The 25,540-nt window shown below is 50.3% G+C and carries 26 protein-coding genes and 2 riboswitches; of the genes, 6 read left to right on the top strand and 20 right to left on the bottom strand.

Annotated elements, in window-relative coordinates; genetic code table 11:
* Nucleotides 1-54: 54 nt before the first annotated feature.
* The 5 genes from ACQ76X_RS18770 to ACQ76X_RS18750 form a co-directional block, all read right to left on the bottom strand.
* Nucleotides 55-1,227 (bottom strand): pyridoxal phosphate-dependent aminotransferase, encoded by a 1,173-nt coding sequence (locus ACQ76X_RS18770; protein WP_438495412.1) that lies wholly within the window; start codon nucleotides 1,225-1,227, stop codon nucleotides 55-57.
* 113 nt (nucleotides 1,228-1,340) lie between these two features.
* Nucleotides 1,341-1,814, bottom strand: coding sequence for a DinB family protein (locus ACQ76X_RS18765; RefSeq protein ID WP_438495475.1), 474 nt, complete (start codon nucleotides 1,812-1,814; stop codon nucleotides 1,341-1,343).
* A gap of 31 nt (nucleotides 1,815-1,845) precedes the next feature.
* Nucleotides 1,846-2,142: a putative quinol monooxygenase gene (locus ACQ76X_RS18760; RefSeq protein WP_438495411.1), complete on the bottom strand. Its 297-nt coding sequence runs from the start codon at nucleotides 2,140-2,142 to the stop codon at nucleotides 1,846-1,848.
* 65 nt (nucleotides 2,143-2,207) lie between these two features.
* Nucleotides 2,208-2,843 carry a nitroreductase family protein gene (locus ACQ76X_RS18755; RefSeq protein WP_076112837.1) on the bottom strand — a complete coding sequence of 212 codons (636 nt, stop codon included), beginning with the start codon at nucleotides 2,841-2,843 and terminating at the stop codon, nucleotides 2,208-2,210.
* 38 nt (nucleotides 2,844-2,881) lie between these two features.
* On the bottom strand, nucleotides 2,882-3,313 hold the full coding sequence (locus ACQ76X_RS18750; protein ID WP_438495410.1) for a MarR family winged helix-turn-helix transcriptional regulator: 432 nt from the start codon (nucleotides 3,311-3,313) through the stop codon (nucleotides 2,882-2,884).
* Between the two features lie 184 nt (nucleotides 3,314-3,497).
* Here ACQ76X_RS18750 and ACQ76X_RS18745 point away from each other — a divergent pair, with 184 nt between their 5' ends.
* Nucleotides 3,498-4,277, top strand: coding sequence for a carbon-nitrogen family hydrolase (locus tag ACQ76X_RS18745; protein ID WP_438495409.1), 780 nt, complete (start codon nucleotides 3,498-3,500; stop codon nucleotides 4,275-4,277).
* A gap of 540 nt (nucleotides 4,278-4,817) precedes the next feature.
* On the opposite strand, the gene ACQ76X_RS18740 is transcribed toward ACQ76X_RS18745, so the two are convergent.
* Nucleotides 4,818-5,951: a lipoate--protein ligase family protein gene (locus tag ACQ76X_RS18740; protein ID WP_438495408.1), complete on the bottom strand. Its 1,134-nt coding sequence runs from the start codon at nucleotides 5,949-5,951 to the stop codon at nucleotides 4,818-4,820.
* Between the two features lie 211 nt (nucleotides 5,952-6,162).
* Here ACQ76X_RS18740 and ACQ76X_RS18735 point away from each other — a divergent pair, with 211 nt between their 5' ends.
* On the top strand, nucleotides 6,163-7,062 hold the full coding sequence (locus ACQ76X_RS18735) for a CHAD domain-containing protein (RefSeq protein WP_438495407.1): 900 nt from the start codon (nucleotides 6,163-6,165) through the stop codon (nucleotides 7,060-7,062).
* Between the two features lie 69 nt (nucleotides 7,063-7,131).
* On the opposite strand, the gene ACQ76X_RS18730 is transcribed toward ACQ76X_RS18735, so the two are convergent.
* The 7 genes from ACQ76X_RS18730 to ACQ76X_RS18700 all read right to left on the bottom strand — a co-directional run bounded on the left by ACQ76X_RS18730 (nucleotide 7,132) and on the right by ACQ76X_RS18700 (nucleotide 13,619).
* On the bottom strand, nucleotides 7,132-7,467 hold the full coding sequence (locus ACQ76X_RS18730) for a thioredoxin family protein (RefSeq protein WP_379146419.1): 336 nt from the start codon (nucleotides 7,465-7,467) through the stop codon (nucleotides 7,132-7,134).
* A gap of 61 nt (nucleotides 7,468-7,528) precedes the next feature.
* Nucleotides 7,529-7,915, bottom strand: a complete 387-nt coding sequence (locus tag ACQ76X_RS18725; RefSeq protein ID WP_438495406.1) for a MerR family transcriptional regulator — start codon at nucleotides 7,913-7,915, stop codon at nucleotides 7,529-7,531.
* 96 nt (nucleotides 7,916-8,011) lie between these two features.
* Nucleotides 8,012-9,205 carry a Ger(x)C family spore germination protein gene (locus ACQ76X_RS18720; protein ID WP_438495405.1) on the bottom strand — a complete coding sequence of 398 codons (1,194 nt, stop codon included), beginning with the start codon at nucleotides 9,203-9,205 and terminating at the stop codon, nucleotides 8,012-8,014.
* Nucleotides 9,202-10,290 carry a spore germination protein gene (locus ACQ76X_RS18715; RefSeq protein WP_438495474.1) on the bottom strand — a complete coding sequence of 363 codons (1,089 nt, stop codon included), beginning with the start codon at nucleotides 10,288-10,290 and terminating at the stop codon, nucleotides 9,202-9,204. Before ACQ76X_RS18715 ends, ACQ76X_RS18720 begins: the two co-directional genes overlap by 4 nt.
* A gap of 30 nt (nucleotides 10,291-10,320) precedes the next feature.
* The gene (locus tag ACQ76X_RS18710; RefSeq protein WP_438495404.1) at nucleotides 10,321-12,084 is read right to left on the bottom strand and encodes a spore germination protein; all 1,764 of its coding nucleotides are present in this window, start codon (nucleotides 12,082-12,084) and stop codon (nucleotides 10,321-10,323) included.
* A 137-nt stretch (nucleotides 12,085-12,221) separates the two neighbouring features.
* Nucleotides 12,222-12,857: a ThuA domain-containing protein gene (locus tag ACQ76X_RS18705; RefSeq protein WP_438495403.1), complete on the bottom strand. Its 636-nt coding sequence runs from the start codon at nucleotides 12,855-12,857 to the stop codon at nucleotides 12,222-12,224.
* 39 nt (nucleotides 12,858-12,896) lie between these two features.
* Entirely contained in the window at nucleotides 12,897-13,619 is a 723-nt protein-coding gene (locus tag ACQ76X_RS18700; protein ID WP_438495402.1) for an SDR family NAD(P)-dependent oxidoreductase, read from the bottom strand.
* A gap of 195 nt (nucleotides 13,620-13,814) precedes the next feature.
* Between ACQ76X_RS18700 and ytxJ the strand changes: the two genes are divergently transcribed.
* Together ytxJ and ACQ76X_RS18690 are read left to right on the top strand one after the other, a co-directional pair.
* Complete coding sequence (gene ytxJ, locus ACQ76X_RS18695; RefSeq protein ID WP_038585439.1) at nucleotides 13,815-14,141, top strand: bacillithiol system redox-active protein YtxJ; 327 nt, start codon at nucleotides 13,815-13,817, stop codon at nucleotides 14,139-14,141.
* Nucleotides 14,138-14,380, top strand: coding sequence for a glutaredoxin family protein (locus tag ACQ76X_RS18690; RefSeq protein WP_038585436.1), 243 nt, complete (start codon nucleotides 14,138-14,140; stop codon nucleotides 14,378-14,380). Before ytxJ ends, ACQ76X_RS18690 begins: the two co-directional genes overlap by 4 nt.
* Before the next feature lie 97 nt (nucleotides 14,381-14,477).
* Here ACQ76X_RS18690 and ACQ76X_RS18685 read toward each other — a convergent pair whose 3' ends face one another.
* Nucleotides 14,478-14,894, bottom strand: coding sequence for a hypothetical protein (locus tag ACQ76X_RS18685; protein ID WP_038585433.1), 417 nt, complete (start codon nucleotides 14,892-14,894; stop codon nucleotides 14,478-14,480).
* A gap of 106 nt (nucleotides 14,895-15,000) precedes the next feature.
* Nucleotides 15,001-15,189: riboswitch (cyclic di-AMP (ydaO/yuaA leader) on the bottom strand.
* A 420-nt stretch (nucleotides 15,190-15,609) separates the two neighbouring features.
* Nucleotides 15,610-15,792, top strand: a riboswitch (cyclic di-AMP (ydaO/yuaA leader).
* A gap of 124 nt (nucleotides 15,793-15,916) precedes the next feature.
* Between ACQ76X_RS18685 and ACQ76X_RS18680 the strand changes: the two genes are divergently transcribed.
* Nucleotides 15,917-16,426 (top strand): hypothetical protein, encoded by a 510-nt coding sequence (locus ACQ76X_RS18680; RefSeq protein ID WP_342438209.1) that lies wholly within the window; start codon nucleotides 15,917-15,919, stop codon nucleotides 16,424-16,426.
* Nucleotides 16,427-16,454: 28 nt separating this feature from the next.
* Nucleotides 16,455-16,907, top strand: coding sequence for a hypothetical protein (locus tag ACQ76X_RS18675; protein WP_341089542.1), 453 nt, complete (start codon nucleotides 16,455-16,457; stop codon nucleotides 16,905-16,907).
* A 121-nt stretch (nucleotides 16,908-17,028) separates the two neighbouring features.
* Here ACQ76X_RS18675 and ACQ76X_RS18670 read toward each other — a convergent pair whose 3' ends face one another.
* From ACQ76X_RS18670 to ACQ76X_RS18645, 6 genes are all read right to left on the bottom strand, one after another.
* Entirely contained in the window at nucleotides 17,029-17,217 is a 189-nt protein-coding gene (locus ACQ76X_RS18670) for a hypothetical protein (RefSeq protein WP_438495401.1), read from the bottom strand.
* A gap of 912 nt (nucleotides 17,218-18,129) precedes the next feature.
* Nucleotides 18,130-20,913, bottom strand: a complete 2,784-nt coding sequence (locus ACQ76X_RS18665; RefSeq protein WP_438495400.1) for an alpha-mannosidase — start codon at nucleotides 20,911-20,913, stop codon at nucleotides 18,130-18,132.
* Between the two features lie 16 nt (nucleotides 20,914-20,929).
* Nucleotides 20,930-21,694 carry a carbohydrate ABC transporter permease gene (locus tag ACQ76X_RS18660; protein WP_438495473.1) on the bottom strand — a complete coding sequence of 255 codons (765 nt, stop codon included), beginning with the start codon at nucleotides 21,692-21,694 and terminating at the stop codon, nucleotides 20,930-20,932.
* A 78-nt stretch (nucleotides 21,695-21,772) separates the two neighbouring features.
* Nucleotides 21,773-22,639, bottom strand: a complete 867-nt coding sequence (locus tag ACQ76X_RS18655; protein WP_438495399.1) for a carbohydrate ABC transporter permease — start codon at nucleotides 22,637-22,639, stop codon at nucleotides 21,773-21,775.
* 63 nt (nucleotides 22,640-22,702) lie between these two features.
* Complete coding sequence (locus ACQ76X_RS18650) at nucleotides 22,703-24,082, bottom strand: extracellular solute-binding protein (protein ID WP_438495398.1); 1,380 nt, start codon at nucleotides 24,080-24,082, stop codon at nucleotides 22,703-22,705.
* Between the two features lie 96 nt (nucleotides 24,083-24,178).
* On the bottom strand, nucleotides 24,179-25,471 hold the full coding sequence (locus ACQ76X_RS18645) for a glycoside hydrolase family 125 protein (RefSeq protein WP_438495397.1): 1,293 nt from the start codon (nucleotides 25,469-25,471) through the stop codon (nucleotides 24,179-24,181).
* Between the last annotated feature and the right edge of the window lie 69 nt (nucleotides 25,472-25,540).

Genomic DNA, 25,540 nt, shown 5'->3' with positions numbered 1-25,540 from the left:
GCCTCATACAAAATCGCCTCATATCATCCCTCTAATCGTTATGGATAAACCGGATCAAAACAGCTTCAGTTCCGCTATCCGTTCCACCGCTTCTGCAAGCCGCGCTTCATCGCTTACCAGCCCAACCCGCACATAACCTTCGCCATAAGCACCAAAACCAATACCGGGAGCTACCACCACATGCGCCTTCTCCAGCAGCAAATCGGCAAAACTCAGTGAGGTATAGCCTTCCGGAACCGGCAGCCAGGCAAAAAACGAGCCCTTAGGCGCCTCCACCTTCCAGCCAATCTTCCGCAAGCCGCCGATTAAGAGGTTGCGCCGCGACTCGTAGCGGTCCAGATTGTCCCGGACAGCATCCTGTGGTCCCAGCAGCGCAGCCGCAGCTGCTTCCTGCACTGCCCCGAACAGGCTCACGTACATATGATCCTGCAAGAGGTTCAGACTCTCGATAACGCTGGCGTTACCGGCAGCAAAGGCCACGCGCCAGCCGGCCATATTATAGGTTTTTGACAAAGTATAGATCTCAATGCCGTTCTCCTTGGCCCCCGGCGTCTGCAGGTAGCTGCGCGGCTTCTGTCCATCATACCCGATGGCAGCATAAGCGAAATCATGCACAACACAAATCCTGTGTTCTGCCGCGAAGCTCACGGTCTGCTCGAAAAAATCCTCCGTAGCTACAGCACCGGTAGGGTTGTTCGGATAATTGAGGAACATCAGCTTGGCCTTAGCGGCAAGCTCCGGGCTGATATCTCCATAAGCGGGCAGAAATCCATGTTTCGCAGTCAACGGCATCTTCTCCATGACCGCCCGGGCCAGCTCGATGCCTGACCAATAATCAGGGTATCCGGGATCCGGCACAAGTGCTATATCCCCCGGATTGAGGAGACACTGCACCACTTCAACCAGTCCGGTTTTTCCGCCGAACAGAATGGCGATCTCCTGCTGCGGATCCAGCTCCACTCCATACTCCCGCTTATAAAAGCTGACTGCCGCTTCCTTGAGATAGCTGTGGCCGCGAAACGGCGGATACCTGTGGTTCAGCGGGTTAGCCGCTGCCGCCTGCAGTGCTTCTACAATGTGGGCCGGTGTAGGCATATCGGGATTCCCCTGTCCAAGATGGATCACATCATGTCCTGCGGCGGCGACAAGGCCGGCCTTGGCAACCAGCGCGGCGAAAAACTGCTTGGGCAAAGCATTCAACACATCGGAAGGCTCAAAAATATTCACTGGCAATGGTCACCCTTTCCTCAGAGGTTACTTGCTGTAATCGTCATTCATATCATAATACAAAAAAAAAGAGCCTCCTGGTGGATGGAGTGCTCTTTTCTTCCTGGATGCAGTTATTCCCTGCTGCCAATAAGCTTTCGGACAAAAACGATTTGACCAATGTGATAGGCATTGTGCATTGCCGCGTTGCTGATAATCTCCCACCATTCCGCTGGCACAGGAAATCCTGCCGCTTTAGCCTCAAGTCTGTCTTCCTGCAGCAGCGGCTGCCAACCAAGCAGCACCTCCAGCAGCTTCGTTCTTAACTGATCAAAGGCTGTGCCCTCCGGTATGACAAAACTGCTGTTGTTATCCTCAATCGGAGGGACAGCATCTACCCGGCCCAGATGGTATCTGGTTTGCCAGGCATTGTTCCAATACAGCAGATGCTGCGTAATTTCAGCGATACTGTTGCTGTTCCCGTCAGGCTTCCAAAAGGCTTCTTCCTCTGTTAAACCTTCTACCGCCTGCGCGAACGGAGAATACCAGCTTGGATCATTGGCATTGGCTAGTAACTGATTGGCCAGAACATCCTTTGCATGAACGATTCCCTATCCCTCCCCACTTGTTACATTGCCCTTATTGCTGCAACAGCTCGCCGTTGTATGCCTTCACATCCAGCGGCGCAGTCAGAAACTCGCCTGCCTTAGCGGCAAACCCCGTGAAATGCGGGCTTGTGTTATGGCTGCCTACAGCAGCTGCATCGCGCCAGGTTTCGACCATAATATATACATTCTCTTTCGCGGCGTGCTTGTACAGCTCATAAGAGAGGTTGCCCTCTTCCTCATGGGTTGCTGCAAGCAACGTCTTGGCTTCAGCCAGGAACTGCTCCTCGCGTTCAGGGTTCACTTGCATTAAAGCGTGGATAATGATCATAGTTTTGTTCCTCCTAATGGTTTTGTCAGAATGAACTTCGTAACTGAATTCGGGAGCTTATGCTCTTATTTCCACTCGGCAATAGTGTCAATCGGCAGACGGACGGATGCGTATCCTTCTCCATCCGCTTTGCCAATCGAAATCAGCATAACCGGGATGTAACGGTCTTTGTCCATACCGAAGACTTCAGCAATTTGATCCTTTTCGAATCCGCCGATAGGGTTGGTGTCATAGCCGTGGGCACGGGCAGCCAGCATCAGCTGCATGGAAGCCAATGCGCCGTCAATCATCACAGTCTCTCTGTTCACATCCGCTGGCAGTGTCGCGAAATGGCTGGCCAGACGGGTTAATTGGTTCTCTTTCACATCCTGAGGCATAAGTCCGCGCTCAACAGCCGTACCGTAAATCTGTTCAGCATAATCAAAATTGTTCAAGTCGCCGAATACGGCAATAACTGCTGCGGAGGTTTCTACCTGCACCTGATTGAAGCGGGCGATAGGAGCCAATTTGGCTTTGCCTTCCGCACTTTCGATCACGAGGAAGCGCCAAGGCTGCATGTTGACCGAGGAAGGAGCCAGTGTAGTCTCAGTTAGAATCTCGGTCATTTCCTCTTTGCTGATTTTGACGGATGTATCATATTTGCGGACCGAGCGGCGGCCTGTAATAATAGAATTGAAATCGTTGGTTCTGGTAGCATTCATTTGTAATAATCTCCTTTATAATTGGTATATAAGTCAGACTACAGTAAATTGATGTTTTGCTGCAGCCGGGTAAGCATATCTATAAGCACTTTGAGCTCCTGCCCTTCAAATCCGGTGAGCAATGAGCGGAGGAACCGGATCTTCTCCTCCTTGTAGGAGAGGATTTTCTCCCGTCCTTGTTCAGTGAGCGAGACCAGAGTCACCCTGTTGTCGGCAGGATTGTTGCGGCGGGAGATCATGCCGTTCTCCTCCAGCCCCTTCAAATGGCGGGTGACAGCTGCAGCATCAATGTCGACTTCCTTTTGCAGCGAAATCTGGCTGATTTCTGCAACCTGAAACAGCTCGTGAAGCAGGCGGAGCCGCGTAGGGCTGATGCCCGCACAACGTTCAAACTTGGGGCTGATTCCCTTGTTCAGCGCCTGCAGCAGTTCAAATATTTGCTCTTCTTCCTCAGGCAGATGTTCAGTCAAAATTAACCCCCTTAAAGTTTTGCAAACTCCACTACTGTGGATTGCTTCGTACAAAATGGACTTCAAAAAGAATGCATCAAAGCAAATATATTGTGCAAAATCCTTTTGATAAAAATTAGTTTACACCGATATGGTTGACCCGTCAACTAATTTATCAATAATAATGAAAGAGGAGGCTGGAAATATGAAAATTTCCCTGATTCAGCTCGATATAGCATTTGGCAAACCAGAGGCAAATTATGTGGCGGCTGAACACAAAATACGCCAGGCCGCGGCAACTTGTCCTGACTGCCTCATTCTCCCCGAATTATGGACGACCGGATACGATCTAACGCGGCTTGATGAAATTGCCGATCCAGAGGGGCAGATTACGAAGGACTTTATTTCCGGCCTGGCCCGCGAATATGGCATCAATATCGTTGCCGGTTCCGTAGCCAACAAGCAGGCCGCCGGGATCACCAACAGCATGTTCGTCTTTGGCCGCAATGGCGAGCTTGCCGGGGAATACAGCAAGCTGCATCTGTTCCGCCTGATGGATGAGCACCTATATCTTCAGCCAGGAGAAGCCAAGGGGCTGTTCAGCCTGGACGGCGCGTTATGCGCCGGACTGATCTGCTATGATATCCGCTTCCCGGAGTGGGTGCGCGCCCATACGGCACTCGGAGCGGAGGTGCTGTTCATCAGCGCCGAATGGCCGTTGCCCCGGCTGTCCCACTGGCGTGCCCTGCTGATCAGCCGGGCAATCGAAAACCAATGCTACGTCGTCGCCTGCAACCGCGCCGGGGCTGATCCGGCGAACATTTTCGCCGGGCATTCCATGATCATTGATCCGTGGGGCGACATTATATGTGAGGCCGGAAAAAGCGAGGAAATCCTGAGCGGCGTCATTGATTTGCAGAAGGTGCGGGAGGTAAGACAGCAGATTCCGATCTTTTCCGACAGACGGCCAGAGCTGTATAGGTAGCCGCTGCCCGCAGGAAAAGCCGAAACAAGAATTATATAGTTTGAACAAAACAGCGGTCTCATTACACCGCACCATATAGATGTATTTACTGCAACTAGTCAGGTCCAAAATGGAGATTATTTGGAAATAAGTGTATTTCCTGCAATTAAAAATGCCGGAAAGCTATGTTTTGGCCGGATCGACACTTTTTAAGTGTACAGAGTGCAGTTCTCTCCTTGCCGGACCTAAAAGGTCAGGTTTTAGTTGTATTGAGTACAGCTATCGGCTTAGCAGTGCCTCTTATTATCGTGGACACTGTGCGGTTAGCATGGGCACGGTATTAGTTGCAAACTTGCGTTCAGCTCAGCTTATATCAGTAACATTGCGGCTCCTTATCACCCCATAACAAAAGGTGCTGCCGCAGCTGCTTAAAGCAGCTGTCTTGCAGCACCTTTTGTGGGGTTTGGCCGGAATCGCCAAACCCAAACCCCAAACTTAACCCCCAGTTCAAACTCAGGCTTTAGCTCAGATTCAAGCTCAATCCCTGCGGACGTACAAATCTCAGCGGGAATAACGTTCCCGCAGCACCCGTGCCGCTTCCAGCACACGCTGATCCGCATACTGCAAGTCATAACCGGTCTCCTCCTTGAGGAGGGCAGCCGGTTTAAGCTGCACTCCGCGCCCGGATATCGCCTGCCGGATGCCTGAAGCGAACACCGCCGCCAAAGCCGGCCCGCCGAGTTCGCTTAACGCGGCGATGGTCTCCGGGCGGACCCGCGGATAAGACAAAGACTCGTCCCCGCCGGACGCAGTCTCATAGAATCCGCGGATCAGCTCCCCGCGCTCCTGCCCGGAGCCGGAGACCACAACGAACGCGTGAACGAAATACGCGCTGCTCTGCCGCCGCTGGGCAATGCCGCAGAACTTGCGGCCGCCGATAGCCAGATCGAAATCGCCGGGACAATAGGAACCGGTGATTTCTCCGGCCTGGATCAACGCCGCAGCCTGCGGATGGCTTACCGCTACGGCTTCCTGAATCAGGGAAGCCAGCAGCCGGAAATCGTCGTGAAAATCCAGCTTGCCCGGAGTTTTGGGAAGGACCAGCGCCACATTGACGATCCCGGCATCCAGCGGCACGGCAGCCCCGCCGGAGTGACGGACCGCTGTACGAAACCCGCGCCGCTCAAGCCCGGCCATCGCCTCATCTGCGCGGGGCAGTTTGCTGTCCCGCAGGCCCAGTGCAACACCTGCGGGATGACTCCAGAGATGCAGGGCTGGAGGGGCCAGTCCCGCTCCAATATCCCGGCACAGCGTCTCCTCAAATGCAAAGGGAACCAGCATGCCTCCTGCCTCTCCAGCATTTCCAGCCATCACAGCATGCTCTGCCTTCCCCACATCTCCGGCCATCACAGCATGCTCTGCCTTCCCCACATCTCCAGCCATCACAGCATGCTCTGCCTTCCCCACATCTCCAGCCATCACAGCATGCTCTGCCTTCCCCACATCTCCGGCCATCACAGCATGCTCTGCCTTCCCAGCATGTTCCGCCACCGCTCCACCTTCAGCAGCCCCACTTCCGCCATATTTTGCTGCCTTCCCGTCATCATCTGACAAATGCTCAAACAGCACCATTACATTCGGAAGAGCGCGCTCCGCGCCCGATTCTGCTCTGTTAATTCCTTTATTGATCATCATTCATCCCCCGAGTACCTATTGAATGTTAACCTTTGTCCGAACCAATAGTCATATTGTAACCGATCCGCAGCCTGGCGCGAAGGCAAAGCGTGGGTTCAGCATTTGAAATAGCTGCAGGATACCGTTATCCTAATACCATAACAAGTTTCAATCAGCGGCAAGATTAAGCGCTGAAGCTCATGCTATACACAACCTTGAGGAGTGATGCCGCATGACAGTCGAACAACTTGCGAAGGACAGGCAGTTAAGCAAGACCAGACAATGGGAACAGGCGATGCACAAGCTGTATATCAACTTTAGAGACTACAGCAAAGACGCGATCAAAAACTTTGATGACGAGGATATTCATCAAGCCAGAGTGAACAGCCGCAAGCTGCTGACCCTGCTGTCCATTCTCGACCCGGATCATTCCGCCGCAGCCGAGCTGTACAACGTATTCAAGCAGGCCCAGAAAAGGCTGGGCAAGGTCAGGGATGCAGATGTTCTTATTGAATCTTTCAAGGAAAGACGCAAGCGCGCCAAGGAAGCCGGCGAGGCGAAAACTGCCGAACTGCTGAAGGCGGTCATCAAACACCAGAAGGATAAGCGGAAGGAATACCGCAAGAAGCTGGAGGCTGAGCTCCCAAAGCTGGCAGGCAAGGAATTGGACGGGTTATGGGAGGCTTTTCGAAGCAGCACGCTTGAGCCACTGGCAGCGAAAAGAGATGTAAACGTCGTCATGCGCGAACTTGAAGTAGCTTTTGAGCAGAAGAAAAAAACATGCAAAACCCTATTCAAAGGTGCCGAGGCCGAATCACAGGAAGCCTTCGACGCACTGCATGAGCTGCGGATCGCCGCCAAGGAGCTGCGCTATACGGCCAATGCGGCCGCATTCGCACTTAACCAGAAATTCCATGCCCATGAGGAGATCTATAAACAGATCCAGGAGCAGCTTGGCGAAATTAATGACAAACGCGTGTGGCTGGAAACACTGAATTCCATCGGACGCGATGAGCTGGGTGTTGGCAAAAAGACGTGGAATGAGTTCACAGATGCTCTTCGGACCGAAGTGCTGGAGGCATTGCATCATAATGAGGTTGTTCCCGTTGCGGAGAAAGCCAAGTCACTTTGAATTCATAATTAGACATAGGAAGAGGCAGGAAGCGCATGCTAGGCATGCCGCTCACTGCCTCTTATTCTCTTATCTGTTGCTTACAGCCGCATACTTGTTCAATACACCCTGGTAAGCCGATTTAGGACGCAGGCCGACCAGCTTCTCCACCGGTTGTCCTCCACTATACACAATCACCGTAGGCAGGCCCATGACTCCGGCCTCCCCCGCCAGCTCCGGCAGTTCATCACAGTTCACCTTAACGATAGCCACACTGTCTCCATACTCGTCATTCAGTTCCTCCAGAACAGGCAGCAACATCTTGCAGGGCGCGCACCATGGCGCTCCGTAATCAACCAGTACGGTCCCGCTGCCTCTTAGCTCGGCTCTTAGATCCTCAGTTTTCTCTGCATTGATAATAGCCATCGTAAGTTCCTCCCATGTGTATATCTTGAATAATACAAAAAGTACATTCTTTGGACCGTCTTCATTCAGACAGCGAATTATCAGCCGCCTCTGCCTCCAGCCGTTCCTGCTGGATGGAGGCCATCCGCTGCTGCAGGTTCAGCTTAATTTGGCTGAGCTGCACAATCTGGCGCTCAATCTCCTCCAGCTTGCTGCGGTATAGCGGCATCACTTCCGCGCAAAACGCTTCTTTGTTCTTAAGCACGCAGTGCAGAAAACCGGAAATCTCTTCCGTGGACAAACCTAAATTTAAATACAGCTTAATCGTCTCCACCGTCTCTACAGCAAGCGCTGAATACTCCCGGTATCCATTCGCCTGGCGGAGGGGAGCGATAAGTCCCTGACGCTCATAATAACGCAGTGATCGGACACTGACGCCCGTCTGTGCTGCAAGTTCACCTATTTTCATAGCATTCATTCTCCCCGGGGTTCATGAGAACTTCTATTCCAAGTATAAACCCTGACACCAGTGTAAGGGTCAAGGACTTTCTTGAATAACCGTGCTTTATTCGGTGGAGGTCCCGGAAGCCCCGTATTCCTCTATATGCAGCTTGACATCAATGGTTATCGGAACCCGGCTGAAGGTATCATCCCAATTCTCCTTCACCTTTCTCCATACGGCAGGATGCTGAATACGCAGGATTTTGCCGAATCCGGCGGCGTCGGCATGTAGCTTTTGCTGCATTGTCTCCACAGAGGCTCCGACCATTTCCTTTACCTTATCCTGCAGCACCAGTTCATCCTGCTTCATATAAGCAGCGTCCAGCTTTTGTCCTCCATGTGCGAAAGTCTCCGCATATCTGCCCGTTGACTCGATCTTCACGGCAAAAGAGATCTCGCCTTCCTCGACCTTAGCCTTGATTTTGCTGCCCATGGACTTAACCTCATAAGTAATCAGCCTGCCGCTGCCATCCTCATTGGTCTTAAGCACTCCGCCTTTCCCTTTTCCCGTAAGCCAGACGACACCTTCCAGCTCCTCCTCGTTTAAGAAGCCTTGCAGCTTGCCCGTCTTCCCCTTGATCACACCGGCTCCGGCAAATTTCATCTCATTCTTCGCAGCTATTACATTCTGCAACATAAAGGTGGTTTTCCCGTGCAGGGGACCTGCGGCCTTGGCGATAGACACTGGCTCCCATATCCGCAGGTTCCGGTCCCGGTTGCCAAATATCCCCTCCAGCACAAACGCAGGTGTCTGGCCCGGAAGCACGTTGTTCAGCACATCACTGGCCTTTCCCTTGCTGACGAGAATCAGCACACTGGGGCGGATATCATTATCCCGGCTGAAAAAATCGATCAGCTCTGAAAGCTTGGTAGAACGTGCCAGCTGCTCGCCGATTACGATGACCTTCAGATGATGTCCAATGGGAGGATTGTTTGTACGCAGCGACAGTTCACGGATCGCTTCGAAGATGGAGTCTCCGGTTTCAGTCATATTATAGAAATTTCTGGAGGATGCACCTTCTTTTTTGGAACCCACTGAACCTTGGGGTACGATAAATTGGTAGGTGCAGGACATTCGTCTATTCTTCGGGTACCCCCCGCCCCTCTGATCAAAATCCTCTTCGATTGGCGTTTCATCCGCTATGTCGAGCGCCACGGCCACTTCCATATTTAAGTTTTCAATGGGTGTGCTGCTCCAGCAGCCGGATAACCCTATGCTTTGAATTAGAAGCACGGCAAGCAGTACGATTCGCTTCATGATCCGGCTCTCCTGAAATGTGCAATAATTAGCAGCGGCAGCGGCAGCAATCCGAACAGCAGAATGGCCCAATTACCAAGGCTGGTGCCGAATGCGAACAGGCCAATGATATTCGGAGGAGTTTCCGTAATAAAATAAACAAGCGGAAGCAAGGCGAATAGACAATGGTCGAGCTTTTTGTTGAAGATTTGCGATATTCCGAGTGCCGCCCCATAGAAGGAAATGCAGAAGGTACAAAAAATTTGCATAATCCAGATGACCAGGAGCAAGGATTCGAAACGTTCAAACAGCAGGTTCACCTCAAAGCTGCGTATCAGATCGATGAAGGGCCATGTCCGGGTGACTACACCCTCTATGGAAAGTGCCCCTATCGTCATGACAACAGCAACAACATAAAAGATCATAGAGATCAATGTCCCTACGACAAGCACCCGCCCTGCTTTTTTGGGTTTTTCCATAAAGGCTACCAGGAACAGCAGCGCTTCACCTGCCGTATAAGTCAGCGCTGTCGGCTTAGCGCCTCTCCACACCGGCCCCAGCCCTTCCCCGAGCACAGGGCGGAGATTGTCTATATCAAATATTTTCAGGCTAAGCAGACAGACCCCGAAAAAAATCGCCCCGGCCATGGGGGCAATCAGTCTGCACATCCGGGACAGCGCATTGATTCCCCCTCTGCATAAATAAAGTGCAATCCACAGGAATATAGAGGCAACTGCCCAATAGGGCGTCCCCTCCAGCAAAAAGAATCCGGTAACCTCCTGCATCGAACGCAGCTCATAACCGGAAATACATAGAAAATACGCGGCGATGACCACTCCCAGAATCGCTGCAAGCGGCTTGCCGATAATGATTTTGCTGTACTGATAAAAGGTCTTGCCCGGAAACCGCTGGCTAAGCAGGACAATTACCATGCCGGCCACCATGGATAGCAGGGCGCTCACAATAAGTGATATCCACACATCAGGAGTGCCGGCGGCCTGTACAGTTGTCCGGGGAAGGGTGAATACGCCTGCTACGAGGATGTAATTGACCATAATAATGGTCGCTTGGCTCGTCGTGATGCTATCCTGTACTTTCGCATTCATGGTTCTCACCTCGATCTCCTGAGTTGTGGTTTATTTTTTACGTATTGGATCCTTGGGCTGCAGCAATGCAGGACGGCGCTTCATCAATTGCAGGGGGATGCGGATAATGAAATCGCGCAAATCGCTCATCCTGTAGGGAGTAACCATGCTTAAGTAGGGAACCCCGAAGCTTTTCAGCTTAATCAAATGGCTGCTGAGCAGGAGGAAAAACATAACGACACCGTAAAGCCCGAATACAGCAGCGAAAAACATCGCCAGGAAACGGAGAAAGCGCAAGGTAATCCCCGCACTGTACATGGGAACCGAGAAAGAGGAGATCGCTGTAACCGCAACGACAATGACCAGAATCGGACTGACAATCCCCGCCTCTACCGCCGCCTGGCCGATAATCAGACCCCCGACAATGCCCATGGCCGGTCCAATGGGTTTGGGCAGGCGCAGGCCGGCCTCACGCAATATTTCGATAGAGATTTCCATAATCAGCGCTTCAATTAATGTAGCAAAGGGGACGCCCTGCCGGGAGCTGATGATTGAGATCGCCAGTTTGGTAGGAATCAGCCCGGGATGAAACGAGAGAAAAGAGATGTAGAGCGCCGGAGCAAACAGCGAGACTGATGCGGCAAAAAAGCGCAGGAGCCGCAATAGTGAACCCGAAAACCAGCGGTCATAATAATCCTCCGGTGATTGCAGCAGCATTCCGAAGGTAGTCGGCATTAGCAGTGCAAACGGCGTGCCGTCCAGAAGAATGGCCGCTCTTCCCTCCAACAGCGCCGCCATGACCCGGTCCGGGCGTTCTGTGTTCTGGATCTGCTGAAAGGGGCTGAGGTAGTTGTCTTCCATGAGTTGTTCCAAATATCCCGATTCCTGGACATCATCTATATTGATCGTCTTGATTCTCCGGATGATTTCCTTAATCAGCTCATCGTTGGCGACGCCTTTGAGATAGGTCAGCACCAGTTCCTTCTCAATTCGCTCTCCCACGGTAAAAGAAATCATGGCCAGCTCCGTGCTCTGCCCGTGTCTGCGCAGCATCGCCGTATTATCACTGAGCGTTTCATTGAAACCCAGCCGCGGACCGCGCAGAAGCGCCTCCGATATCGGCTCCTCCACACTTCTTGTGTTGCCTTTCGGAGTACCCAGTATAAAAACCTCTGTCATTCCTTCAATCAGCAATACCGCAGAGCCGAACAATACCTTTTGCAGCGAGAGTCTCAGCTGGTCGGTATATTCAATTTCCGAGACCTGTACTACCTTGTGCACGATAATCCCTTTCAATATCTCTGCTGGCGGGGCTGCGGTCATGCCTTCAAAGGGCCGCACCGTGTTCATCAACGGCATCAGGATGTTCTGGTCCATACCCTCTTTGTCCGTAAGTCCATCTACAAAAAACAGCGCGGCCTTGATTTCCAGGCTTCCGATGCGCAGCTCTCTGACATTGACGTCGGACATATCGGCACTTATCTCCCTGAAGGACTGTACATCGCGGTGGAACTCTCCGGTATAGGTCATGGATGGAGCGGCCTGTTCAGCGTTGTTTAGAGCAGGGGGGGCGGCTGTGGCGGATTTTTTATTCTGCACAGCGATGCTGGTCTGATCCGCCTCCCCCGTATCTTCGGAGCTTGGAACACCCCCGCCTTTTTTACCTTCAGCCCGCATACCCCGGGTGCTCGCCTTGCCCTCTTTCATTCGGAGCCAGATCATTAGGCGGGTTAAGACGACCGGAACGACGAAGATGACAAAACCTTGAAACAGCACCTTCCAGCCGGGCACAAGATCCCATAGCATCTTCCACATTCCATGCGTCCCCCTTTTTATTCGTAACCCTATTTTGACCGAAGCTGGAACATTCATACATCAAAAAAAACAGCTGCATGCCCCTCTTGGGGAACATACAGCTGTTATGGTGTGCGAAAACAATTCAATGCAGGAGGTTACAGCAGCCCGGCTGCCCACATTCCGCCTCGGCGGATCATTTGGCGGAACGGCTCTACCGAGAAGGAAGGCAAATGATGCCCCGGCATCAGATAAACTACACGGCCAAGTCCGAACTCATGGCACCAGGCTGCCTGACGCATGGCCCCTTCATGAAGGTACTCTGCCAGCACAGTTGTCTCAAAATAAGGGTGCATTTCAAAGTAGTACGGCTCGTCCTCGATGACGAACTCGCTAATCCCCTGCATAATGGGATGCCCGTGTGCCGGTATTTTCATATGCAGGGAGGTGTATTCCGGATGATGGGTGAAATGTGCGCCCAGCATGGCGCCCAGCTCCTGATTCCGCTGCAGGGAGATTCCGTTATGTACAACGAGCAGACCTCCGCCCCCCGCTACATAAGACAGCAAAGCGGCACTTTGCTCCGGGGCTATTGTCTGATCGGAAAATTCGGTATAGGCGATAAGCAGCTTCAATCCCTCAAGGTTGTCTTTGTTCAGGAGACTGTAATCTTCGGAAGCCTCCACCTGCAGATCAGGTGACAGAATGTGCTTAATCTCATGATCCACACCGGCAAAAGGATGGTATTTCACCTCACTGTAGCTGCCAAGTGCAAGTGCTTTCCATTCAGACATGTTCTTCCCGCCTCTCTTCCTGCTTCTCTTAGTGTATAGTTACCAGGGCCAGGCATTGCCGTCCAGGTCGAGATAAGCCGGCTCCTCACCCATATACTTCTTGTGCTCCTGCACGATATTCATAATCTTGCGCGCCGACTCTTCAGGAGGAATAGGTGCCTCCAGAGCCTTCTCACCATTCATATAGGACTGCAGCCAGCCGGGGTGAAAGACCATAACCTGCCCGCCCATCACCTTCAAATGGTTGTGCAACAGGGAGGACTGCATATTAAGCGCCGCTTTGGACATACAGTATCCGTACATATTAATCCGTTTGTTCCGGCCAATGCTTCCGGCTTCTGAGGAGATATTAACAATCAATTTCTGCTTGCTCTGCATCAACAGGCCCATCAATTCATTACTGACCCTCAAAGAACCAAGCGTGTTTACATTATAAATGTGAGCCATGGCTTCATCGTCCATATCAACAAGCATCGTGGCATCATCAGCTCTATGAATAATACCGGCATTATTGATAATCATATCAACATGAGCGGTACTGCCCGAAATGCTACGTGCCGCTTGCTTGACACTCTCACGGTCGCCGATATCCAGCGGGATCAGAGTTAATCGGTCCGGGTACTGCTTTTTCAGTGCGTCCAGCGATTCCGACTCCTTCATATACTGACCGGCAAATACGGAATATTTGTTCTCTAGAAGCCAGCTTGCCAGAAAAAAACCTAAACCACGGTCAGCACCGGTAACAAAAGCAACCCTTTTCATGATTATGGACACACCCTTTACGATTCTTCAGGATACACGCAGCACCTCTCTCACATTAGCATGGCAGTCACGTTTTTTCAACGTCCTTCATGGGACTGTAATTCCGCTGAAAGGGGTGCTCTAACTTCCTTTTGATTTAATTTTGAACTATGTTACAATCGTAGTTACAAGTACTTATAGGAAGGTGAGATACCGATGTCTATCCAACAACTTCATACTCTGGAAGAACTGCAGCAATATGTTGCGCAACCAGGTAAAAAACTGCTTTTCAAGCATAGCACTACCTGCCCGATCAGCGCCAAGGCCAACGAGGAATTCACAGCCTATACGCAAGGCTCCGAGACTCCTGCTGCCATTGTCCATGTGATTGAAGACCGTCCGCTATCCAATCAGATTGCCGAAGATTTCGGGATCAAGCATGAATCTCCGCAGATCTTCCTGTTGGAAGACGGCGAAGTCCGTTGGAACACCTCCCATTGGAAAATCACCCGGGATGCCATCAAGGCAGCTGTGAGCCAATGAGCCAGCCGGTAATTGTCTATTCCACCACAGGATGCAGCGACTGTAATCAAGTGAAACAGTGGCTGACCGAGCAAGACGTTAGCTTCGAGGTGCGTGATGTTATGACAAGTACAGTGTATCAGGAAGAAGTCGAGAAGCTGGGCTTCATGGGTGTGCCTGTTACTGTGTACGAAGGCCGCGCAGTCAAAGGCTTCAACGTTTCCGAACTTAAGGAGCTTATTGGAGCAACCGCTGAATAATTCATAGCGTGAGGCATATAAATGCTTATATTTTGAAAAAGGCATCTCCTTGGACCTCTGTCCAGGGGATGCCTTTTATTTGCCCTTTTATTTGGCCTTATCCTGGATTCGTTGAGACATCCGCCAGAAAAGAGACATTTCCGCTGTGGGAATAGATGACGGAATCCGCTCCAAGTCCTTTATAGACCAGTCTGGGATTCATCGAAGTCGTAATTACGTATATTGGCTTTGTCGTCCAGGTCCGGCACATCTGGATATACCGGCAGCATAAGGTCACACTGCTCTCGAACAGAAATACTCTGCCTACCGGAAAAGAGGGGCGGAACCATGTATTCTGATGATGTGTATCCACCACAAGATTGACCTCGATTCCCAGCTCCTCCAGACGCCGCTTCTCCGCCGCATTGTTGGCGATTCCTGCGATCTTGTAGCCTCTAAACTTTAAGATTTTGATAAAATGCTCCCCCGCTTTAGTCGGAGCGTTAATGAGTACATATTCTTCCGAATTCGCCATATCTTCCTCTCCTCCGGCTTAGGACTTCCTTTCATTTGCCCGTACGAACACAGCAAAAAACCACAAAGGAATTCCCTCTGTGGTCCAATTAGCGGTCACATTGTGCTCATCCTCTCTAATACGCTTACGAGGTTAGCTGTCGGATTCGGGCAGTGAGAGTCGCCCTACCTGTATCCATGCGAGCATTCTCTCGCACTTTCACAGGATTCACCCCATAACCGGCTCCGACTCTCACATCGGCTGCCGATTGTTGGTTCCCCCGCTTTCCATAACGGAAATTAAGCGGACTGCGTATTCGATTGTGTAGTAAACAGAAGTAATCATACTCTGGCAATCACTACCTTGTAAACCGCCAAACCTGCCAAAATAATGCATTTAGTAAACCCAATCCAGATCAGGTAGCGCTTACTTAAGCCTCAATCTCATCATTCCTCTTATTTACTCGGCTTATCAACGATTTGCGAAAAAGCATTCAGCGTTGTGATTTTATTCACCCGATGTTGAGCAAATTGCCTTTTGTGCTCTGATCACCCTAATTCAAAAGCAGTCGTATGCACGAGATAAAAAGCCGAAAAGCGTTGATAAACACCCTTTTAGCACTTCTTATCGTTTCTTTTGCCAGAATCCCCTGAAAATCGGCTCAGAAGAATGTTTTTTTCTTTTTACAAAGCTCATGCGAAAAGGTATGATTCGGTTTGAATCCAATGCATGAAATGCGATATGAACGCTGAATTCCCGCAATGCGGGAAACGGGGGAACCATCAGGCCCGCAGGGCCTTAACTGGAAGATAAGAATCTTTCTTGGGGTGAATCCGAAGGAGACTGTGGTCTCATTAGGTAGGGCGACTCTCACCGTCCGAATCCGACAGCTAACCCCGTAAGCGACTAGAGAGAACCTTGATCCGCCACGTTTTTGCGCCAGGTGTATTTAAGCCTGTACCAAAACCGCAGCAGAGGTCCTCCTCTGCTGCGGTTTTTTGTGCGGAGTCTGCAGCTTATAAATGGGTAGGAGGGAAAACGAAATGAACCAGCGCAGGCTGTTACGTATAGAAGTGTTTGTATTCGATGCCCCCTGGCCATTCCATCATGCCACGGAGTCATCCGGCAAGTGCCGGTATGGTGTGCTGAAGCTTACGTGCAAGGCTGGGTGCAGCTGGGGAGCGGGGATACTGTCTGCGGAAGGCGATCATTTTGACGTCATTAAATGGAGCAGCTTCCTGAGAAGTATACGCAATCACAGGCTGGAAGAAGCCATCGAAATTGTACAGCAGCTAGGTGCGCAGTGGGAGCCGGGTCAGCAAGAAATCGTGCAAACGGCCCTGCTGGATTTAAAAGCCAAGCTGCAAGGCAAGGTCGTCACGTCACATCTGCAGATGGTCCCCTATTCCCGTACAGCTGGGGCCGGCGGTACGCCCCCCTTCAGACGGATGTACTATAAACCTTCAAGTTCCCTGCTGCATAAAGGCAGCTGGCAGGAACCGGACATAGCCGAGCTAATGGACAGATCCATCGCTTATTTCTCCATCTTATAACTTCTTATTCAGGAAGGAACGTGAAGACATGCCAGACCCATTATCCCCGGAATGGACAGCTGCCAGCGAGTTTGCGGAATATGTCCAAAAGAACACCGGAAATATTTATGCACTCACCAGTCTGCTGCTGGGAGAGGGTGCCGTTGCGGAAAAGACTGCGATGAAGACCTTCACTGAGCTTTATACCCGGTACCTTCATGATGATTTCATCCCGCAGCCTTTCTCTCTGGTTGCCTACCGGGAGTGCATTCAGCAGTGCTCCCGGGCTGCGGAGGAGTGCAGCCTCTTTGTTTCCAATGGATTAGCCTGGGAGGATCAGATTGTGCAGGTGTTATGGTACGGAATGCTGCTGCCCCTGCCGGCAATCAGCACCATTCTTGAGCAAAGCGTGCCTGTGCTGAAAACCCGGCTGAGACATGTGCGCGAGCAAATGTGCCGGTTGGAAACGTTGCGGCCTGAAGCAAACTTATTTGTTGTATAGCTGCTCACATAGATTAAAGAACCACTGTGGACCCCTCTCTTATCTCCGCTGATGTAATGGGCAACTTGTCGAAGCGCACGAAAAAGCCGCAGCATAGTGCCGCGGCCTTTTCTATTTATACTCAGCTCTTGCCCTTGCCGCCTTTGGCGAATCTCCAGGCCGCTGTACAGCAGCCCAGCAAGCCCACTCCGAGCATTAACGTCTGCAGCACACCCAGCAGAGTAGAGCCCTCCGGCTTAAGCATGCTGCTGAGCAGAATCAGCAGAATTGAAGCTGCGAGCATCGCGGGGATTTGATTGTTTTTTTTCAAGATTACCACTCCTTATTAAATAACATACACCATAAACCTCCACTGATCCAGTTTGGCTCTGAACTGAAGTCGTGTCAAAAACACCAATAAAATCCCATTAATAACTCACTCAATTTTCGCAACTCAAATCTCCAAATAAACCCTTGATATACTGGGTGTTTGTCGGACAAGATCCTGATTCATTCTCTTAACGCGCAACGTATTATTTATAATTCAATTGATCATTATCCACTTATTCACATTTCCTTTACTCTTATTTCCATAAAAAATGTACGTTTACAGGATCAGGACACGCATTGTCCAACAATAGGATAATTCACACTTTCATTAGGGCGTGTCTTCAAACCGCTTCCCCGCCAAAACCTGCTGCTGTATGCCCTAAGGAATCATGGGTACAGTACTATTTTCTGACCACACGCGGAGAAAGGCATTTCGCCACTAGGTAGTTTTTTTGGTGGAGGCTTACGTTTCGGTGTTTCAGAGAATTCGCTCTTCTTCCGAAGGCGTGTGTGCGTCCGGAAAGTGTATTCCTGGCTCTGAGTGCGAACGGACCGAGTTGCACTTATTTGGGGCTTTTAGCCCGTTACAGTAGGAAAACGGACTCCAGCGCAGTTATTCCCCCCTGATGGCCGTTTTTAGATAGAATGCAGAGCAGATAAGGTCGTCTGGGTCCGCAAAAGAGAATAAACAGGGGTTTTACTCTCCATAGCGTCTCCTGAGTCCTTTACGAGTAAACGAACCCGCTGCAGGCTTTTAGGGACCCTACTTTCAATACTAAACCCCTGCCTCCTCAGAGCTCTTCCAGTTTGAAGACACACTCTAATACAAAAACACCTCCAAGGTCATTATTTACGAAAAAGGACCATTCTCTTGGAGGTGTTTTTATTCTTTTAATCATTCCGAATCTACTTTTTATTTCTTCTCTAATTGGTAAACCTGAGTAATTATTTTGTAGCCATCCACTTTCTGATCATCTGCGTCAAGTTTGGTGCCGCGGCGTTCCAGAACATCACTCTCATATGCAGCCACAGCTTCAAATGAAGGATGAGCCTTAAGTTCTGTCGCTTCTGCACCAAGATTATACCAGCGGACAACAAGATCACCAGTCTCCTCCGCAAACTTTAATGTAGAGAAGGTTAGCGGTGAAGCGTTAGAATTCCAGCTTAGCCACTGTCCGGATACCGGCAGTGTTACTCTATCAGGGTTCTGCCCGTTACTGGACACCGCGGCAACTCTGCTGGCAGGACCTTGTGTCTGGACGACGGTCCACGGAATCTGATACTGGTATGCCTGTGCGTATGCACCGGATACTGCACCATCACCTGTATAAGGAATGATCGCATATTCTACACTCTGCGCACCCAAGCACTGTGCCTCCGGCGTTTCAAACACGCCCCAGTCACCTAGTTCGGAGGATGAGCGCAGCAGCGTAACTGCTATCGTGTTCTTCCCGTCCAGCAGCACCTCATATTCGTTCAAGCCTTTATTGGCGATCGCAAGTCCGTTCACTCCATCAGCAACACTGGCGAATACCTGCTGATGCTGGGCATTGCTTGGATTCACCCATTCCGTAGCAGGTTTGTTGCTGCGTCTGGCCACTTCAAAGACCGAATCTGCATAATGATGATCACTATCAAGGCCCGTTGGGAACAACGCTCTCAGCCTATGGTCTTTGGCAAGATTATCGAAGCTTGTTCTGACCTGAAGCATTCCGCTGCCGGCTTCAAGCGTATAACGCGTAGTCAGTACAAGCGGAACCATCTGCGCAGCACGTTTGGCTTGGCGTTCTGTGAATGGAACCATTTCGCGCTTCTCCGTGAGGAAGGTTTCATCGGCGCTGGCCGGAATCTCCCAGCGCAGAACTGTCTCCACCACAGCACGGTATGGGGATTGCTCAACCCATGTAATCTCAGCCTGCAAGCCTTCAGTAGTGAGCGCCGCTTCACCTTCCGGCTGGCGGTATACATATTCATTGCCGATATCACCGGTATTCTCATAAGCGTTAAGTCCTGCGTATACAGCACCTGACGCTTTGTCTGTAACCGTGACTGTACCGTTGTCAGCAACAGCAACACTCAGCTTGGCGTTCTCCATAGTATTGCCTTGCACCTTAACGGCATCAAGTACGGCAGCAGCCGTATCCGGCACTCCGGCAACCAGTGCATACGTGCGGTATCCCAGAGCGGCAACCTCTGTTGCTGGGAAAGTAACCCTGACTTTCCGGGCCATATAAGGCTGACGGAAACGGTCCTTGGGAAGCTCGTATCCGAAATGGACACCCAGATCTTCAAGCGTGGCCGGATACACTTTGCCCTCTTCATCCATTACCTTAAAGGAACCCAGCGGCTCCTGCCCCAGTTCTCTCGCCAGGGACTGCGGAGTTGGCCCTTCAGGGAAATATTTCTTCACCGTGATCAGCTCCACTGTAATGGTTCCGGTTCTCGACCAGCCGCTCGTATTAAACACTGTAAACGGAACAGGGGCTTCCCCCCATGCCGCTACCCCGGCAACATCAATGGCTTCAGCTAGCGCACCGGCACTCTGTGCTGCGATGGCTTCTGCCATCTGGCTGCTCTTGGCGAAGCGGGTCACCATTTCACGGTGCACTTCATCCACGCTGCAGCCACAAATACTGTCATGCGGATGATTCTGCATCAGTGTCTTCCAAGCATAAGTCAGCAGATGATGCGGGTAGGCCTGCAATCCTGCCAGCTTGGCAAACGCAGCGAGCGGCTCTGCAACCTTCTCGAGCAGAGTCTGGCCTGCCTGATTAAGCTGCTTCAAATACACCCGGGAAGATGCCGTATTAACAAGCGTCCCCCAGCCATCCGTATGCTGGCTGCGCAGCTCGCCTTCTACAGTCACCAGATCTCCGGGAAGATTGTCTTCCAGCGCCTTCAGGTACTGGTCGAAATTCGAATGCACGAATTCAACGTCCGGATAGAGGCTGGATGCTGTCTGAATAGCTTGGGACAGGTCGGTTTGAATAGGCTGATGATCGCATCCGTTCATAAACAGCAGATGCGGTGTAGAAGCAAACTTCTCAGCGTCAGCTAGATTTTTATCCCAGTAAGCTTTCGCAAGGGCAGGATCGGCAGGAACTTCCATCCCATTGCAGTACCAGTTGGCAAACAGCACACCAAGCACTTCCGAGCCATCCGGAGAGCGCCAGATCATTTCAGAGTAAGGCGACTCATAGCTATCCATTTCACCTACTGTATTATTGAAGCCTGTTGGCTTCACACCACGCCCGAAGATCGCATTCGTAATTCCTGCCTGCTGCAGAATTTGCGGCGCCTGGCCCATATTTCCAAAGGAATCCGGGAAATAACCCGTTTTCGAGATGATTCCGAAAGGCTTGGCATCCATATGTCCGATCAACAGGTTGCGGAGATTAGCTTCACCGCTGGTAAGGAACTCATCCTGCAGCACATACCAAGGTCCGAAATGGATGCGTCCTTCACGGATATAATGATCCAGCCGCTCTCTCTGCTCCGGCCGGACCTGCAAATAATCCTCGCGGATAATCGTCTGTCCGTCCAAGTGGAAGTAACGGTATTCCGGATCTTGATCGAGTGTATCCAATAGCCTATCCATCAATTCGATTAGCAGCATATGATGATATTCGTAAGGCATATACCACTCACGATCCCAGTGGGTATGCGAGATGATATGCGCCGTTTTTTTATTGGTCATTTACGTTATCCTCCAATTATCCTTTAGTCGCTCCGCCCATACTGAACCCTTTGGACATATACCGCTGGGAGAACATGTACAGCACTACGGAAGGCATGGTATAGAGCAATGAGAAGGCAGCAAGTCTTCCGTATTCGACCATTCCATGGCTGCCGAAGAATTGATAGATGGTGACGGATGCCGGCAGCTTCTCCGGTGTCTGCAGGAGAATATATGGCACGAAGAAATTGCCCCAGCTGCCCGAAAATGTGAAGATCGCAATAGTTGCGATACCGGGAAGCATCAGCGGCGCTACAATTCTTCTTAGACCGCCCCATACGGATGCGCCGTCAATCCAAGCTGCCTCTTCCAGATCAATCGGTACGGAATCCATGAAGCTCTTCATCATCCAGATCCCGTACGGCAGGGAGGAAGAAGTTAGAAAGAGCATAGTAGCAAAGATGGAGTTCTGTAATTTGAAGTAAAGAAACATCTGAAATACAGGAACCATAACAGCCGTAATCGGCAGAGCAGTCATAAACAGGATGCTGAGTAGGAAGCTCTTTTTGAATCTCATCTCATAACGGGATAATGGGTACGCAGCCAGAACCGATGCGACTACGACCAGTATTGCCTGCCCGCCAGAGAGAATGATGCCTACACCGAACGAACGCAGATTACCGCTATCTCCCAACACCGCTGAGAAGTTATCCAGCGTGAAATTGGGCAGTCGTATGCCCTGCTGGGCATTTGTATCAAACGAAGCTAGCAGAATCCAGAGCAGCGGGAGCAGGAAACACATTCCCAGAACAACCAGGATTCCATATTGTATATTACGTTGAAGCCTATGCTTGACCACAGTGATGCACCTCCTTCAGGGTTAGACCTTGACTTTCATTGATCTCATGTAGAACAAACTTGCAACAATTCCAATCAGCAGCAGCACCAGTGAGATGGCTGTACCATATCCGAATTGATAATTGACGAACGCCTGATTGTACATAAATACCGGCAAGGTTTGAGTGGCCGTTCCCGGTCCCCCTCCGGTCATCGTATAGATGAGCGTGAATACGCCCAATGTCTGCAGTGTAACCAGCATCATGTTGGTGACAATCGAACTTTTTACCATTGGAATAGTGATATAACGCAGAATCTTAAAGTTACTTGCGCCATCGATAGTAGCTGCTTCTTCTATATCTTTAGGAATTTCATCGAGTGCGGATTGATAGACCATCATTGAAAAGGCTGTACCATGCCAAATGTTGGCAATGATAACACTAACCATCGGGAAGCTGAACAGCCAGGAGACCGGGCTAATCCCAAACCAGCCGATGATCTGATTCAAAGAACCGTTATCACTGAAGAAAGCAACCATACAGAACGCCACCACGATCTCCGGTGTTACCCAGCCCGCAATAACAATGATACCGATGATCCTGCGGAAGGTTACATTCTTTTCCTTCATTAATAATGCCAGAATAAATCCTAGTACGACCTGGCCGATAACTGCTGAGAAAATCAGGAATACGAGTGTTCTGAGCACACTGATCCGGAAATCCGGATCCTGAAACATGTTAGTGAAATTCTGAAAACCGATAAACTGCAGATTCTGGGCTGCACTCCCCGTCAAGGCCATGTTAGTAAATGCAAAGCAAATGGTTAGAATGATCGGAACAACAAAGAATATCAGCAGCAGTAGGACAGAAGGCGTCAGAAATAAAAATGCGCCCCGCGACTTCCTTTTCATAGGTCACTCCCCCTCCAATCCGAAAAGGGGAGTTTGTGCTCCCCTTTTCGGATTTTCAAATCTCTATTTTACTTCTACTTTATCTTCGCCAAGCGAGCGGGTTACATTATCCTGCAGCTGTTTCACTGCATCTTCCGGTGTTAACTTGCCTGAAGCAACGCTCTCCACAATACTCTGCAACTGTGCTGATACGGTAGCATACTGATCATTAGCTGGGCGGAATTGGGCAACATTCAACAAGGCTTGAGCCTCAGCTGTAAACGTACGGTCCGTATATCCTTCCACTTCTACAGAATCACTACGCGGGCTCAGGTTACCCTCTGCCACTACACGTGCAGTAGCATTCTCCTGATTCATCAGGAATTCTACAAATTTCCATGCTGCTTCTTTATTCTGTGCTTGTGCCGGGATTGACCAAGCCCATCCGCCGGACATGGTGATTGCCCCAGGCTCTTGACCATTCTGCGTCGGGAATGGAGCGAAGCCCATTTTGTCTGCTACATTTTCGATAGGAGCAGCACCATTCTCGAACCAGGTCGATCCTGCCCAGCTTCCATCAACCGCCATAGCCAGCTTGCCTTGAGGGAAGAGCTGCTGGAAAGCGATGCTGCCGGCTTGTCCGTTAAGGGCAACCTGCATGGTTGGTCCTGTTTTATCTACATTGAATACCTGATCAATAAATTTGAAAGAGTCCAACAGACCGGTACTGCTTACAACCCATTTCTTGGTGTCGTTGTTGTAAAGCGTATCATTCGTTCCATACAGCAGCATCTCCAATGTCTGCATCGTCACGCCTTCACCGCTTGATTTGCCAACGATCATATTAAGAGGAGTTACTCCCGGGAGCTTATCTTTAATGATACGTGCAGCATCAAGCACTTCTTCCCAGCTTGCAGGCTTGAACGGAACCGCTATTCCCGCCTCTGCGAGCAGCTCCTTATTGTACCAGATGCCCCGTGTATCTGAAGTTGCAGGGACACCGTAAATTTTGCCGTCTTCTCCGGTTACACCGGCTTTGAGATTCTGAATGAATTTATCCTGCCAGTCACTCCAGCCTGCAACCTGTGTGTCCAGCGGTTCAAGGTAGCCTGCTGCCGCATCCGATTTAATGACAGAGGTATCTTCCGCCACAATATCAGGCGCTGTATCAGGAGACTTCATCTGCAAAACAATCTTAGAGGTGTAATCCCCTTCACTCGCCAGTACTGGTGCAATATTAATCTTGATGTCCGGATTCTCCGATTCGAACTTCTCAATAAGCCCTGATTTGAAATATTTGGTCAATGTATCTTCTGAGCCGGATGAACGGAAAGTAATTGTAACCTCTTCCTTGCCGCCCTCTGCTGCTCCTGAACTTGAATTGCCGCTGGAACATGCTGTTGTCAAGAGAAGAAGTGAAGCCATGGCTGCAGTCATTGTCACTTTGAATTTGTTTGTCTTCATTTGTCTTTGCCCCTTTTTATTTAATTTCATAACGCTTTCATAAAAGCTTCGAAAAGAACGGCGCAGCCGTCTTTTCAGTCAAGGAAAGTAAAAGAGCTATTTCAACACCCGATAACCGCAATAATCCATAATCAATTCGCTAAACAGCATATTTGACCAAGAGAACCATGGACGGGTAAACTCTCTGGAGTCATCAGCGGAGAATCCCTCATGAGTGAAGCCCGTATCCGCATCAGTATCTTGTATTAATTGCAGTAAACGTGCTTTTTCGCTGCGTTCCAGAGAGGTGAGTCCTTGCATAGACAATGCGATGTGCCAGATATAACCTTCGGGTGTGTGCGGGCTGCCAATTCCTTCAGCAACCTTCCCTTTATAGTAATACGGGTTGTCTTCACTCAGGATGAACCTCCGGGTATTTCTATAGACCTCATCATTCTCATCCGTATAGCCCAGATAAGGCAATGAAAGCAGGCTTGGAACGTTAGCATCATCCATAAGATTATAATTCCCTCTACCATCGGTCTCGTATGCATAAATTTTTCCAAATACAGGATGATTGTAAATGCCATGCTCCTGAATTCCCTGGTTAATCTCATCTGCCAGCTTCAAGGCTGCAGCCGCCAATTCATGATCACCATAAATCTCATTCGCAATTTCTTCCAAGTAGCGAAGCACGACAACAGCGAACATATTGGAAGGGACCAGATAGCCGAATTCACAATTATCATCGCTGGGGCGGAAGCCGGACCAGGTCATCCCGGTATATGCTGTTTCACTGCCCTTACCTTCTCTTGCCAGGGTGTCTGTAAGCGGTGCATCCAAACGCTGGAACAGATAGGCCGACTCTGTCTCATGATGCTGCTCCACTCTCCATACCTTAATGATTTCAAGGGCAGCCCGATGGAAGCTCTCATCAAATTGGGTAACACAGCCACTATTCTTCCACAGCAGATAACTCAGCTGAATGGGATAGGCCAGAGAATCAATTTCATATTTACGCTCCCATATCCATGGACTCATCTCGGTAAGATCCGATTGATGTCCGTTGCCGTTTGGCTGTTCGTTGAAGGCATTCGCATATGGATCAAGCAAGATGTAATTCATCTGCCGCCTAACCAGACCGGCAATCATCTCTTCCATCCCCGGATCTTCTGCCGCAAGCAGCAGATAGGGACGAACTTGAGCGGCTGAATCGCGCAGCCACATAGCTGGTATATCACCTGTTATAACAAATGTTGTTCCATCCGATTTTCGTGAAATTGTCGTTCCAATCGTATTAATAATGCAGTCCTCAAACATTTTTGCGAGTTTTGGTGAGTCAGATAACTCTCTTTTCACCTTTTCAATCAGACCATATACTGACTTTGGGATTTCATTCTGCAGTTTCAAGGGTGAAAGTGGCACCTCCAGATGTGTTATATCAATTTCAAACGCTTTCATCATAGTAAACAAATAATA

It is taken from the genome of Paenibacillus sp. IHBB 3054 (genome assembly GCF_051594305.1).
Lineage (GTDB): Bacteria > Bacillota > Bacilli > Paenibacillales > Paenibacillaceae > Paenibacillus_AQ.
The sequence above is the reverse complement of the archived record's forward strand: the minus strand, read 5'-3'. Positions and strand labels throughout refer to the sequence as shown.